At 63.1% G+C, this 13517-nt stretch carries 13 protein-coding genes (1 of these 13 cut by a window edge); 3 read left to right on the forward strand and 10 right to left on the reverse strand.

Annotated elements, in window-relative coordinates:
* A protein-coding gene (locus tag P0M12_RS28075) for a DNA-3-methyladenine glycosylase (protein ID WP_003944023.1) crosses the window boundary here: on the reverse strand, positions 1–450 show its 5' portion. It extends 159 nt beyond the left edge of the window; 450 of the gene's 609 nt are visible here — the first part of the coding sequence; it begins with the start codon at positions 448–450; the stop codon falls past the left edge of the window.
* Between the two features lie 86 nt (positions 451–536).
* Here P0M12_RS28075 and P0M12_RS28080 point away from each other — a divergent pair, with 86 nt between their 5' ends.
* From P0M12_RS28080 to P0M12_RS28090, 3 genes are read left to right on the forward strand one after another with little or no spacing between them, the layout of a single operon-like run.
* Positions 537–1271 (forward strand): ABC transporter ATP-binding protein, encoded by a 735-nt coding sequence (locus P0M12_RS28080; RefSeq protein ID WP_007736198.1) that lies wholly within the window; start codon positions 537–539, stop codon positions 1269–1271.
* Positions 1268–2023: an ABC transporter permease gene (locus P0M12_RS28085; RefSeq protein ID WP_003944033.1), complete on the forward strand. Its 756-nt coding sequence runs from the start codon at positions 1268–1270 to the stop codon at positions 2021–2023. The genes P0M12_RS28080 and P0M12_RS28085 overlap by 4 nt, the downstream gene beginning before the upstream one ends.
* The gene (locus P0M12_RS28090) at positions 2020–2637 is read left to right on the forward strand and encodes a TetR family transcriptional regulator (RefSeq protein ID WP_007736202.1); all 618 of its coding nucleotides are present in this window, start codon (positions 2020–2022) and stop codon (positions 2635–2637) included. Before P0M12_RS28085 ends, P0M12_RS28090 begins: the two co-directional genes overlap by 4 nt.
* Here the strand turns inward: P0M12_RS28090 and P0M12_RS28095 are convergent.
* From P0M12_RS28095 to argJ, 9 genes are all read right to left on the reverse strand, one after another.
* Positions 2634–2840, reverse strand: coding sequence for a Trm112 family protein (locus P0M12_RS28095; protein ID WP_003944045.1), 207 nt, complete (start codon positions 2838–2840; stop codon positions 2634–2636). The genes P0M12_RS28090 and P0M12_RS28095 overlap by 4 nt on opposite strands.
* A 39-nt stretch (positions 2841–2879) precedes the next feature.
* The gene (locus tag P0M12_RS28100) at positions 2880–5861 is read right to left on the reverse strand and encodes an acyl-CoA synthetase (RefSeq protein ID WP_007736206.1); all 2982 of its coding nucleotides are present in this window, start codon (positions 5859–5861) and stop codon (positions 2880–2882) included.
* Between the two features lie 170 nt (positions 5862–6031).
* Positions 6032–7474, reverse strand: a complete 1443-nt coding sequence (argH, locus tag P0M12_RS28105) for an argininosuccinate lyase (RefSeq protein WP_065454995.1) — start codon at positions 7472–7474, stop codon at positions 6032–6034.
* Between the two features lie 3 nt (positions 7475–7477).
* On the reverse strand, positions 7478–8677 hold the full coding sequence (locus tag P0M12_RS28110) for an argininosuccinate synthase (protein WP_007736221.1): 1200 nt from the start codon (positions 8675–8677) through the stop codon (positions 7478–7480).
* 47 nt (positions 8678–8724) lie between these two features.
* Complete coding sequence (locus P0M12_RS28115) at positions 8725–9204, reverse strand: arginine repressor (protein ID WP_020907875.1); 480 nt, start codon at positions 9202–9204, stop codon at positions 8725–8727.
* The gene (gene argF / locus P0M12_RS28120; RefSeq protein WP_021334039.1) at positions 9201–10151 is read right to left on the reverse strand and encodes an ornithine carbamoyltransferase; all 951 of its coding nucleotides are present in this window, start codon (positions 10149–10151) and stop codon (positions 9201–9203) included. Before argF ends, P0M12_RS28115 begins: the two co-directional genes overlap by 4 nt.
* Positions 10148–11347, reverse strand: coding sequence for an acetylornithine transaminase (locus tag P0M12_RS28125; protein WP_277377161.1), 1200 nt, complete (start codon positions 11345–11347; stop codon positions 10148–10150). The genes argF and P0M12_RS28125 overlap by 4 nt, the downstream gene beginning before the upstream one ends.
* Positions 11344–12267: an acetylglutamate kinase gene (argB, locus tag P0M12_RS28130; protein ID WP_125051139.1), complete on the reverse strand. Its 924-nt coding sequence runs from the start codon at positions 12265–12267 to the stop codon at positions 11344–11346. The genes P0M12_RS28125 and argB overlap by 4 nt, the downstream gene beginning before the upstream one ends.
* Complete coding sequence (argJ, locus tag P0M12_RS28135; protein ID WP_050656537.1) at positions 12264–13502, reverse strand: bifunctional glutamate N-acetyltransferase/amino-acid acetyltransferase ArgJ; 1239 nt, start codon at positions 13500–13502, stop codon at positions 12264–12266. Before argJ ends, argB begins: the two co-directional genes overlap by 4 nt.
* Positions 13503–13517 lie beyond the last annotated feature (15 nt).

Here is a 13517-nt window from a genome sequence, read left to right on the forward strand (position 1 = left end):
GGCAGGGTTGAACACGTCTGTTCCGTTGTCCGCCAACGTGATTGCGACAGAAGCACCGAGATTACCCGGCCCTCTGGCCCATTGGTGAGATGGTCGATCCGGCGATCTCCGAGCAGACACCACATCGTGACCGGCCTCGATTTCGGCCGCTCGGAGCAGAACACCACCCGCGACACCATCCGGGCCGTACGAGATGTTCATACAAAAGTGCATTCCATAGCTGCGGTAGACGTAGAGACGCCCCGCCCGCCCGAACATCACGCTGTTCCGCGGCGTTCTCCCCCGATACGAATGTGCTGCCGGATCCGGCCATGGCCCGTCCTTCTCCCCTCCGTACGCCTCGACCTCGACGATCCTCAGCGAGATGTCGTCGACGGTCAGGGTCGAGCCGAGAATTGTCAGGCCCGCTTCCAACGGGTTCTCCACATTTTCCAAGGTCTCGATGCTCACCCTTCGATTGTGCCCACGCCGTTGACTCATCGGTCGGCCGAGTCGCATAATTCAACAAGTGATGAATTATTGAAACGAGGCGAACCGTGACCACAACGCCGGCAATAGATATCCGCGGACTACGAGTCGTTCGCGGCAAGCACGAAGTTCTTCACTCGCTTGACCTGCAGGTATCAGCAGGATCGATCACCGGACTGCTCGGCCCGTCCGGCTGCGGCAAGACAACCCTGATGCGCGCGATTGTCGGAACACAGATCGTCGAAAGTGGTGAGGTCAGAGTGCTGGGCGATCTCGCCGGTTCCGTTGCTCTTCGCCACCGGGTCGGATATGTCACCCAATCCCCCAGCGTGTACGGCGACCTGACGGTCACTCGAAACGTCCAGTACTTCGGCGCTCTTTACGGCAAGTCCGGCGCCGACGTCGCAGCAGCGGTCGACGCCGTCGGATTGAGCCGATACGCCGACCAGACCGCCGCCGATCTGTCTGGTGGTCAACGCGGGCGAGTCTCGCTGGCTTGCGCGTTGGTGGCGTCACCTGATGTGTTGATCCTCGACGAACCGACCGTCGGCCTCGATCCGGTGCTTCGCGTCGAATTGTGGGAACGATTCGCTGACCTTGCTCGCAGCGGAACCACCCTGTTGGTCTCCAGCCACGTCATGGATGAGGCCGACCACTGCGCTGAGCTGATCCTGATGCGAGACGGGCACCTCCTCGCTCAACTCACACCCGATGAATTGCGCGCCAAAACCAGATGTGAACGGCTCGAGGACGCCTTTCTCGAGCTGATTCGGACTTCACCCGTCGGAGGCGAAATATCATGAGCATCAGGATCTTCGGTGCTACGACCGTACGCATTCTGCTTCAGCTCCGCCAAGATCACCGCACGGTGGCCATGATCTTGTTGGTCCCGTCGTTACTGATGATTCTGCTCTATTTCCTCTACCAAGACGTCCCGACGCCACCCGGCCAGGTTTCGCTCTTCCAACGAGTGGCGATCACGATGTTGGGAATCTTGCCGTTTGTCGTCATGTTCCTGGTCACGTCCATCGCGATGCAACGCGAACGCAGTTCAGGCACACTCGAACGCCTGCTCACCACACCGATGGGCAAACTCGACCTTCTCGCCGGATACGGGGCGGCATTTTCGCTCTCCGCCGCCGCTCAGGCAGCCCTCGCGTGCGCGGTTGCTTTCGGATTCCTCGGACTCACCATCGCCGGCAGTCTTGCCTGGGTCATCGTCATTGCAGTTCTCGGCGCAATACTGGGCGTTGCGCTAGGCCTGTTGGCCAGCGCATTCGCGAAGACCGAGTTCCAAGCGGTGCAATTCATGCCGGTAGTTGTGGTTCCACAGCTCTTCCTCTGCGGACTCCTGGTACCGCGCGACCAATTGCCGACCTGGCTCGAATGGATCAGCAACGTCCTCCCCTTGAGCTACGCCGTCGACGCACTTCAGCAAGTGTCGATGCATGCCGACGCGACGGGTCAGATGTGGCGTGATCTCGCCGTCATGGCGGGCTTCGCCGCCGCCGCACTCTCGCTGGCCGCGGCCACACTCGATCGCCGCACTCCATGACCGACAAGGACACGAGTCCTGCACCGATTCGTTCGGGGCGACGACCGGGCAAGTCGGAGACTCGCGCGCAGATCCTCGATTCGGCGCGACGGGCGTTCTCCCAGAACGGTTTTCGACGAACAACCGTTCGATCGATAGCTGCGGCCGCTGACGTCGATCCGGCTATGATTCATCACCATTTCGGGAGCAAGGAGCAGTTGTTCACCGCTGCGATCGCGCTACCGATCGATCCAGCAAAGGTACTGGGACCGGTTCACACCTCCCCGACCGAAAACCTCGGCGAAAGCCTTCTCCGGGCGGTGATCGGGCTATGGGATTCGGAACACCAGCCGGCGATTCTGGCGGCTTTTCGATCAGCCATTTCCGGCGACGGATCGCAGTTGATCCAGAGCTTTCTGCTCGATGTCGTATTGCGCGACATCATTCCGCGGGTGGACACACCACCTGGTACCGGCTTGATCAGAGCGGAATTGGTGGCCTCTCAGATGGCCGGACTGCTTGTCACGCGATATGTGCTCGGACTCGAACCACTCGCATCATTGAGCGTTGACGCCTTGGTACCGCTGGTGGCGCCGAACCTCCAGCGGTACCTGACCGGTGAATTACCGATCTAGCCTTCAGCCCGCGCGAGCAACTTCTCGTGTTCGTCGTCCGCTACATCGCGTGCCTCGTCGATCAACAGAACGGGAATGCCGTTCTCGATCGGGTAGGCACGCCGCAGGCGCGGGTTGTAGAGCAACTCGTCCCCGACCAGCAGCAGCGGGCCTTTGTCCTGGGGGCAGGCCAAAATGCTGAGCAACGTCGAATCAATAGCCACGTGTGTCCTCTCGAACCGATCAAACAGAATGTCCTCAGGCTACCGTGCTCCGGTGCTCACCCTCGTCGGCATCAACTGCGCGGCAATTGCCTTGGTCAGCCGCTTGTACGACTGCGACTCGGAATCGAGGAACCAGGTCCGTGGCCCCGGCGCCGGCAATCCGGCCGCAGCCAAAGCAGTGGAGCTCGGACGGTACGACGAACCCACCGGGATCTCGTCAACCACGTGCACGATATCCGGACGAGCGTCGAAAGCGATGCGCGAGAGGGCCTCTGCAAGCTCGGCAGAACGGAACTGCCGCCCCGGACGCCAAGTCACGGCAGCGACCGCCAGCTGATGCGGCGCGTCACCGACTCCGTATGCGACGGCAAGATCCACCCGCGCCACACTCGACAACGCGTCGACGATCGGCTGGGTGAACACGGGACCGCGGACCGTGGAAATGACCGTGTTCTTGTGGTCGATCAGCCAGTAGTCGCCGTCGGCGTCCCGGCGGAAGAGATTTTCGGTGGGAATCCACGAATCGCCGGCTTGGAAGAGACCTCGCATGGCTCCGCCCGAGAGATCGGCGGTGAATCCCGCGCGCCCGAGCAGCAATCCGACCTCGTCTTCGGCGCACTCACGGACAAATCCGTTTCCGTTCTCGAGGAGCCGACCACTCAGCGGGTCGTATGCCGCCAACCGCACCTGCGCGCTACCCGGCAGTGGGCGCCCCTTGGAACCAACTTTGGAGCCTGCAACATTGGCAAGAATCACGTCGCCTTCGGTCGACGCATAGAACTCGAGTACCTGCGCGGGGTCGAACGCCTCCGTTGTCCGCTTCCACAGACCATGGGGCATGCCCGAACCGATGAACAGGCGGACCGGATGACTACCGTCGATGAGAAGAAGATCCTCGTCGAGTATCTCGCGCATCATCGACCACGTGTAACTCACGACCGTCACGCCGTAGCGGTGGATTTCCTCGACGAACCTCGCGGGGTTCAGTCCACGTGAGAGCGCAATGCGTGAGCCACCGGCCATGGCACCACCGATGGTCGCGAGCAGACTCGACGAATGATGGAGTGGTGCAAGGCAGTACACGGTGTCACCGCGATCGAGATCTGCCGCCGTGGCCGTGCCGAAGGCCGACAGTGCCCACCGGTAGTTGGTGATCTGCTTGGCTTCGAGCACACCGCCGGATTCCGCAAAGATGATGAAGGCGAGTTCGCGGGCGACACCGGGATCCGGTCGGTACCACCCGGGCAGATTGACCTTCGTCGGATCGATTTGTTCGAGATCGATCACGTCGTGTGACGGATCCACCTCGAGGCCACGGGCATCGCCGCCGCCGAGCACCAGTACCGGCCGACCGGTAACCACTGCAGCATCGACGTTTTCCGGATCGGTGATGATCCGATCGACCGACCCCAGCTTGACCGCCGCCGTGATGTCGGAGCCTGGCGGAAGCATGACCGCGACGGCACCAAGTCGCGACAGGGCCGCGATGGCCGCGAGTGCGCTGGGGCGGGTCTCCATCAGGACACCGACATGCGCTGCCGGACGCACTCCCACGGAGATCAATCCACGCACGACATTGTCGATACGCGCGTTGACCGCTTCATAGGTGTGCACGCGATTGTCGAAGAGGAAGCACTCGCCGTTCGGCGCCTTTCGACGCTGCTCCGCCAGCAACTGGCTCAGCGAGATTTTGGTGTGCGGCTGAATCTGGTTGAGTCGAGCCAGACGTGGCAACGCTCGTGCCGCTTCTCCCGACAATTCGAAAGTGCCGCGCAACGCACCGGCGGCAAGGTCACTGATTCCCTTGGTGACTCCTGCACCTACTTCAGCGACCGAGGCGACGGTGTGGATGATCCGATTGCTGATCGACACACCGGTCTGGTCTTCGAGGTCGGCGCCGTAGACCATGTTCGCGATACGGTCCGGGAGGGGTCCACCCGTCTCGGTCCACTGTACGAATTCACCGGTGGTCGGCCAGGTGTGATTGGCCGCGGTGGAACCGACAACCAAACCGAAATGGCCTGCACGCAAGGTAGATTCGTAGACCTTCGCCCGCGGAGCGGCTTGACTGATGCCTCGAACCGCTTGCGGCTGGCCGATGTCGTCGACCTCACCGACGAATGCCAGGATGGGGCAGGTGATCTCGGCGAGCGAGACCAATTGATCCTTGATGACGAACCCACCTGTCATCATTCGGTTGTGCACGATGAACTGCTTGAGCAGTTCGGCTACCGCGGGCCCCGACCACGCGACCCAACCCTCGGTCGCGAGGAAGCGGCGTTGCTGCTCCCGCGGAAGCAACGCCTCACGGTCGTGCAGTTGAAGCAGAAAGTCGACGCGCATCTTCAGCGTCTTCACGGGATCGAGCAACTGGAACCCGGTACGGGCCATCCACCCGGTGACCGCCAGGCGATTGAAGACGTGATCGGCGAGGAAATCTGCACCCTTGGTTGCCAATCCCGCCGGGATGCCGAAGGGTAGCGCGGCGAGTGTGTCGACCGGACTGCCGAAGGTGATGACGCTGGCGATGTTTCGACTACGCCGATACGCGGCAGCCTGATAGGCGAACATGCCACCCTGCGAATAACCGGAGATGTGAACATCTTTTCCGGTGTGACGGTGGATGTGATCGACGATGTCGCTGAGAGCGATGATGTGATCGGCGAGGTTACGATCCCAACCGCCCTCTTCGGAGTCGGGCGAACCGAAATCGACGACCCAGGGATCAAGGCCCATCTCGTGCAGAATTCCCACAGCGCCCTGGTCACGGGTCACGTCGTACACGTTCGCCGACATCATCATCGGCGGGATCAGCAAGATCGGTGCGCCGACGGTTTCCGGGTCACTGTCCGGGAAGTAGCGCCGTAGCCGATACATCGCTGCGCGTTCGACGATCTCGAACGGCGACGTGGTCGCATCCGTTTCCAGCCCACCCAACCGGACGACCTCGAGGCCGTTTTGTGCTGTCGCAACCACCCGACGAATCGGGCCCAGCACAGACTTGGAATTCAATCCCACCATTTCACTCCCAAGTTACTCACCATGTGACGTCAGTCTCATTTTTCCCGCGCGCGACAAGCCTACTGACGGCGAATACGCGTACGCGGTCAGGGAGCAAATTCTGCTACCTGACCGCGTACGACCGAAGGACTACTGCCGAAAAGAGAGCGACAACACTCGTGACCGCGAGGTCACAGGGTCCATTCCCGCAGTGACTGCGCCACTGCTTTGACTCCGTCCAGCTGCTCGGCAACCCGCACCCCCGCAGTGCCGCCTCGCGCGTTGCGCGAAGCAATGGAACCCTCGACTGTCAGCACCTCACGAACAGCGGGTGTCAGCGCGCTGTCGACGCCGGCCAGTTCCTCGTCCGTGAGATCTTCGAGTCCGACGCCTCGCGCTTCGGCGACACGCACACACGCTCCAGCAGCCTCGTGTGCAACCCGGAACGGCACGCCCTGGCGCACCATCCACTCCGCGATGTCGGTGGCCAACGTGAACCCTGCCGGAGCAAGTTCCGCCATGCGTTCGGTGTGGAACTCGAGAGTCTGCACCAGGCCGGTGATGGCCGGGAGCAACATCTCCAGCTGCGCAACCGAGTCGAAGACCGGTTCCTTGTCCTCTTGCAGATCGCGGTTGTACGCCAGCGGCTGAGCCTTGAGCGTCGCCAGCAGGCCGGTGAGGTTACCGATCAAACGACCAGACTTACCGCGCGTGAGTTCCGAGACATCCGGATTCTTCTTCTGCGGCATGATCGACGAACCTGTCGACCACGCGTCGGCAAGCGTGATGTAGCCGAATTCCGGTGTGCTCCAGATGATGATCTCTTCCGCCATGCGTGAGAGATCGACACCGATCATCGCAAGCACGAACGCTGCCTCGGCCGCAAAATCACGCGAAGCGGTTGCGTCGATCGAGTTCTCGGCCGAGCTGTCGAACTTCAATTCCGCTGCAATGGCTTCGGGGTCGAGACCGAGCGAGGAACCGGCGAGTGCACCGGAACCGTACGGGGACACCGCAGCTCGTACGTCGAAGTCGCGAAGACGTTGCACGTCGCGCAACAACGGATGTGCGTGAGCGAGCAGGTGATGCGCCAACAGGACCGGCTGAGCCGCCTGCAGGTGCGTCTTGCCCGGCATCACGGCATCCGGATGGGCCCCGGCCTGAGTCGCCAAAGCATCGACCACGTCGAGAACGCCGGTGGAGATGCGGCGGACCGCATCCCGAAGCCACATGCGGAACAGCGTGGCCACCTGGTCGTTGCGCGAACGTCCAGCACGCAGGCGCCCACCGACCTCAGGCCCGACACGCTCGATCAGACCGCGCTCGAGTGCGCCGTGTACGTCCTCGTCCGATTCACTGGGCCCGAAGGCGCCACTGGCGACATCTGCCGCCAGACGGTCGAGACCGTCGAGCATTGTCACGAGATCGGCCTCGCTGAGCAGGCCTGCCTTGTTCAGCACACGTGCATGCGCCTGCGACGCACGCACGTCGTACGGAGCGAGGACCCAGTCGAAGTGAGTCGACTTGCTCAGCGCCGCCATGGCAGCGGCCGGTCCGGACTCGAACCGCCCGCCCCACAGCGCACCTTCGTTGGTGCCGTGTTTTTGAGCGTCTCCGTCACCGCGAGCCGTCATGGCTCAGAGTCCCAGATCGCGCTTCGCGGCGACCTTCGACGACAGACCGTGGATCTCGACGAAGCCCTTCGATGCGGACTGGTCGAAGCTGTCGCCCTCGTCGTACGTCGCGAGGTTGAAGTCGTAGAGCGACTCCGGGCTGCGACGACCGTTGACGGTGATGGCTCCACCGTGCAGGAAGAGACGGATGTCGCCGGTAACGCGTTCCTGCGTCTTGTTGACGAACGTGTCCAGTGCGTCCTTGAGGGGCGAGAACCAGAGTCCGTCGTAGACCAGCTCGGACCAACGCTGCTCCATCTGACGCTTGTAGCGACCGAGTTCGCGTTCGAGGGTGACGTGTTCGAGTTCCTGGTGCGCGGTGATGAGAACCATGGCGCCGGGAGCTTCGTAGATCTCACGGCTCTTGATGCCCACGAGACGGTCCTCGACGACGTCGAGACGGCCGACGCCCTGAGCGCCTGCGCGCTTGTTCAGTTCCTGAATGGCTTCGAGAACCGACACCGGGCGGCCGTCGATGGCGACCGGGCGGCCCTTGTCGAAGCTGATGATGAGCTCGTCGGGTGCGTTCCAGTTGACCGTCGGGTCCTGGGTGTAGTCGTAGACGTCCTTCGTCGGCGCGTTCCACAGATCCTCGAGGAATCCGGTCTCGACGGCGCGGCCCCAGACGTTCTGGTCGATCGAGAACGGCGACTTCTTGGAGACGTTGATCGGGATGTTGTTCTCTTCGGCGAAGGCGATGGCCTTCTCGCGGGTCCAGGCGTAGTCGCGGACCGGTGCGATGACCTGAAGGTCGGGTGCGAGGGCGCCGAATCCGACCTCGAAGCGAACCTGGTCGTTGCCCTTACCGGTGCAACCGTGCGAGACGATGGTGCCGCCGTGCGAGCGTGCAGCTTCGACGATGTGCTTGACGATCAGCGGACGGCTGATGGCCGAGACCAGCGGGTAGCGGTCCATGTACAGGGCGTTGGCCGCGATGGTCGGCAGGCAGTATTCGTCCGCGAACTCGTCGCGGGCGTCGACGACAACGGATTCGACTGCGCCGCAGTCGATCGCGCGCTGACGCACGACCTCCATGTCCTCGCCACCCTGCCCCAGATCGATGGCGACGGCGACAACTTCAGCGCCCGTCTCCTTACCGATCCAACTGATGGCAACAGAAGTGTCCAGCCCGCCCGAGTAGGCGAGTACGACGCGATCGGCCATGGTTTTTGTGCTCCTTCGGTTGAAAATCTCTATCAAAGAATAAGGGGTCAGGCGAGCGATTCGATCATGGCCGCGAGTTCCGCTCCGGAAAGCGGTTCTCGGGCCACCACGAAGATGGTGTCATCTCCGGCGATCGTTCCCACGATGTCGGGCATCGAGGACCGATCCAGTGCGCTCGCGAGGTAGTGCGCGGCTCCCGGCGGTGTCCGGAGAATCGCCATGTTGCCGCTGAAATCGGTGGAGACCAACAGCTCACCCAACAGCCGTGAGAGACGGTCGGTACCGCCGGACACACCGCGTACCGGGTTCCCGTCCTCCGGCACCACGTAAACACCGGCGCCGCCGTCGGCGGCACGCAGTTTCACCGCTCCCAGCTCTTCGAGGTCACGCGAGAGCGTCGCCTGCGTTGCTTCGATGCCCTCGGCACCGAGCAAGGCCGCCAGCTCCGTCTGACTTCGGACAGGGTGAGCCGCCAGAAGCGCGATGATGCGCGACTGGCGACCAGCCCGAGTGGGAGCGACGCTCACGCCGGGTCCAGTTGGGTTCGCTGTTCCAGCAGCCACACGAGCAACGCCTTCTGGGCGTGCAGACGGTTCTCCGCCTCGTCCCAGACGACGCTCTGGGGTCCGTCGAGAACCTCGTCGGTGACCTCTTCGCCGCGATGGGCCGGCAGGCAGTGCAGGACGACAGCCTTCGGATCTGCTTTTGCGAGCAGTTCCTTGTTGATCTGAAACGGACGGAAAGGTCCGACTCGATCGAGCCCGTCGTTCTCCTGACCCATCGAGGTCCAGGTGTCGGTGACCAACGCGTCGGCGCCGACGACGCCGGCCTGTGGGTCCTGCGTCAGGGTGATGGTCGCGCCGGTTTCCTCGGCGCGTTTGCGTGCTGCTGCCACGACCCAGTCCGCCGGTTCGAAGCCCGCGGGGCTGGCAATGGTGACGTCGATGCCTGCGGTGACTCCGCCGAGCATCAGCGAGTGAGCCATGTTGTTGGCGCCGTCGCCCAGGTAGGTCAGCTTCAGTCCCTTGAGCTCACCCTTCTGCTCGATCAGCGTTTGCAGATCGGCCAGAACCTGACAGGGATGAAATTCGTCGGACAATGCGTTGACGATGGGAATCGTTGCGCCCGTAGCCATTTGCTCCAGTCGCTTCTGGCCGAACGTGCGCCACACGACGGCATCGACGTAGCGGGAGAGAACGCGTCCGGTGTCCGCCAAGGTCTCTTCACGACCGAGTTGAGTGCTGCGCCCGTCGACGACGACAGCGTGACCGCCCATCTGTGCGATGCCCATCTCGAACGAGAAACGTGTACGCGTCGAGTTCTTCTCGAAGATGACACCGACTCCGCGGGGACCCTCGAGCGGACGCCGAGCGAACGGGTCCTTCTTGAGAATCGCTGCGAGTTCGAGAACTTCGGCCTGCTGCGCAGGAGTCAGATCGTCGTCCCTGAGAAAGTGTTTCACCACGGTAGTCACTTCTCCCCCGGCTGGTCAGCCGATAGTGCACTGTCGAAGATGGCAGGTAGTGCTGCCACGAAGGTTTCGGCCTGCTCGTCCGTGAGGATGAGCGGCGGCGCCAACCGGATCACTCCGGGTTGCGCTGCATTCACAAGGTACCCGGCTTCGCGCGCTGCGTTTTCCACTGCCGGCGCGACGTCCTCGGTCAGCACGACACCCAGCAACAGTCCTGATCCCCGTACGTAGTCGACCAACGGATGGCCCAGATCTTCGATGCCCGCCGAGATCGATTTGCCCAAGCTGTCGGCGCGTGAGATCAGGTCTTGCGCTGCAATGGTTTTCAGCACGGCAAGCGCCGCCGCAGCGCACACCGGATTGCCACCGAACGTCGTACCGTGCTTGCCCGGTCCGAACAACTCTGCCGTTGCCCCGGTCGCGATGCAGGCGCCGATCGGCATTCCGCCGCCGAGTCCCTTCGCAAGAGTGATGACGTCTGGCACGATGCCGACTGCCTGATGTGCGTAGAACCAGCCGGTCCGGCCAATGCCGGTCTGCACTTCGTCGAGCACGAGAAGTGCACCGCGCTCGGCGGTGATCCGCCGAGCCTCGACGAGGTATCCCTCGGGTGGCACCACGACGCCGCCCTCACCCATGATCGGTTCGAGGAACACAGCGGCGGTGTCGGAATCGACGGCCTGCTCGAGTGCCTCGACGTCGCCGTACGGCACGAACTCGACACCGGCGGGCATCGGTTCGAACGGCGCCCGCTTGGCCGGCTGACCCGTCAGAGCGAGTGCCCCCATCGTGCGACCGTGGAAGGAGCCTTCGGCTGCGATGATCTTCTTCCGGCCGGTGGCGCGAGCGAGCTTGAAGGCAGCCTCGTTCGCCTCGGTACCGGAGTTGCAGAAGAACGCGCGCCCGGTGACGTTGCCGAGATGAGCGAGCAGCTGCTCCGCCAACTCGACGACCGGCTCGCTGGCGTACAGGTTGGACACGTGGCCGAGTGTCGACAACTGAGTAGTCACGGCTTCGACGACGGCCGGATGTCCGTGTCCGAGGATGTTGACGGCGATTCCGGCCAGGAAGTCGACGTACTGCTTGCCGTCGGCGTCGGTGAGTACGGCGCCGTCACCGCGGACGAGAGCAACCCGGGGTACGCCGTAATTGTTCATCAGCGAAGCGGACCACCGCTGCTGCAGATCGATCGTGCTCATGAGATAGCTCCCTGCTGGGGACCGGCGACCGAGGAACCCGGCACGACCATCGTGCCGATTCCTTCACCGGTGAAAAGTTCGAGTAGGACTGAATGTTCGAGCCGACCGTCGATCACGTGCGCCGACGGCACACCTCCGCGCACCGCGCGAAGGCAGGCCTCCATCTTGGGCACCATGCCGGCATCGAGACTCGGCAACAACTGAGCAAGGGCGTCGGTGTCGATCTCGGTGGCCAGCGAGGATCGGTCCGGCCAATCGGTGTACAGGCCCTCGACGTCGGTGAGGACAACGAGCTTCTCGGCACCGATCGCCTCGGCCAGTGCTGCAGCAGCGGTATCGGCGTTGATGTTGTGGACGACGCCGTCGGCGTCGGGCGCGATGGTCGAGACCACCGGAATACGTCCTGCCGCAATGAGATCGAGTACCGCGTCTGGGTTCACGGTAGTGACGTCTCCGACCAGGCCGATGTCGGTCTGCTCCCCCTCGACCGCAACAGTGCGTCGAGTAGCGGTGAACAAGTGCGCATCCTCACCGGAGATACCGACCGCGTACGGACCGTGCGCGTTGATCAGCCCGACGAGTTCACGGCCCACCTGACCGAAGAGCACCATCCGGACGACGTCCATCACCTCGGGCGTCGTGACCCGGAAACCACCGCGGAACTCACCCTTCATGCCAAGGCGTGCCAGCATCGCGTTGATCTGCGGGCCGCCGCCGTGCACGACGACGGGGTGGATGCCGACAGTCCGCAGGAACGCCATGTCGGCGGCAAATGCCGTTTTGAGCGTCTCGTCGATCATGGCGTTTCCGCCGTACTTGACCACGACCACCTTGTCTCGGAATCGCTGCAGCCACGGCAGCGCGTCGGCGAGGACATGCGCCTTCTGATGCTCGCTGATCACGGGATACGTCTCGGTCATGACGAATACGCCGAGTTCTCTTCGACGTAAGCATGCGAGAGGTCCGTGGTGCGAATGCTCACGGACTCGTTGCCGATTCCCAGATCGATGTCGAGTTCGATGTCGATCCCACTCAGGTCCACCTCACGCGCCCCCGGAGCACCGACGCCGTCGATGCAGACGGGACTCCCGTTGAAGGACACACTGATTCGATCGGGATCGAGCTCGATGGGAGCGATACCCACTGCGGCGAGAACGCGACCCCAATTGGGATCGGAACCGAAAAGCGCTGTCTTGACCAGGCTGTCGCGGGCGATGGTCCGGGCGCCGATCAACGCATCGGACTCGGACGCCGCGCCGCGAACCGTCACCTTGACCCGCTTGGTGACACCCTCGGCGTCTGCCATCAACTGATCCGCGAGATCATCACACACGGCCAGCACTGCGGCGTTCAGTTCGTCCTGCGTCGGCGTGACACCGCTGGCGCCGGAGGCCAACAGGAGCACTGTGTCGTTGGTGGACGTGGCGCCGTCGACGTCGAGGCGATCGAAGCTCAGGTGGGTGGCGGCGCGCAGAGCGGTATCGAGCTGATCCGCCGTTGCGACAGCATCGGTCGTGACGACGCACAGCATGGTGGCCAGCGCAGGCGCGAGCATGCCTGCGCCCTTGGCCATTCCGCCGACGTTCCATTTGTTCGCGTGGTGCAGCGACGCCTGCTTCGGCACGGTATCGGTGGTCATGATCGCGTATGCCGCGTCGGTGCCGCCGGAGATTCCGCCGGCCAGTTCGTGCACCACCTCGGTGACACCGGGGATCAGCTTGTCCATGGGCAAGCGGTCACCGATAAGTCCGGTCGAACAGACAGCGACCTCGATCGCGCCCGTCTCGGTGCCCCAATTACTCAGTGCCGAAGCAACTTCCTCGGCAGTCTTGTGTGCATCCTGGAATCCACCCGCGCCCGTGCAGGCGTTCGCGCCGCCCGAGTTGAGCACCACCGCGCGCAGCTTGCCCGTCGTCAGGACCTGCTGAGACCAGAGCACCGGAGCTGCCTTGACCTTGTTCAGGGTGAAGACGCCGGCAGCGGCCAGATCGGGTCCCTCGTTGAGCACCAATGCGAGGTCCGACTTGCCACTCTTCTTGATACCGGCAGCAATTCCGGCACCGCGGAATCCGGCAGGTGCGGTGACGCCCTGCGTGCGGAGCAGACGTCCCCCGGCGACGTGAACCACGTCTGCAACGGTCGCGTCAGGCTCGATTGCGTTGTCGATCTG

Origin of the sequence: Rhodococcus sp. RCBS9 (genome assembly GCF_029457415.1) — a bacterium.
In the GTDB taxonomy this organism is placed as follows: domain Bacteria; phylum Actinomycetota; class Actinomycetes; order Mycobacteriales; family Mycobacteriaceae; genus Rhodococcus_F; species Rhodococcus_F qingshengii.

Coding starts and splice junctions, on each gene's coding strand:
- P0M12_RS28090 (WP_007736202.1), top strand. CDS start 2,020: ATGACCGACAAGGACACGAGTCCTGCACCGATTCGTTCGGGGCGACGA.
- P0M12_RS28125 (WP_277377161.1), bottom strand. CDS start 11,347: ATGAGCACGATCGATCTGCAGCAGCGGTGGTCCGCTTCGCTGATGAAC.
- P0M12_RS28085 (WP_003944033.1), top strand. CDS start 1,268: ATGAGCATCAGGATCTTCGGTGCTACGACCGTACGCATTCTGCTTCAG.
- P0M12_RS28110 (WP_007736221.1), bottom strand. CDS start 8,677: ATGGCCGATCGCGTCGTACTCGCCTACTCGGGCGGGCTGGACACTTCT.
- argH (WP_065454995.1), bottom strand. CDS start 7,474: ATGACGGCTCGCGGTGACGGAGACGCTCAAAAACACGGCACCAACGAA.
- P0M12_RS28100 (WP_007736206.1), bottom strand. CDS start 5,861: ATGGTGGGATTGAATTCCAAGTCTGTGCTGGGCCCGATTCGTCGGGTG.
- argB (WP_125051139.1), bottom strand. CDS start 12,267: ATGACCGAGACGTATCCCGTGATCAGCGAGCATCAGAAGGCGCATGTC.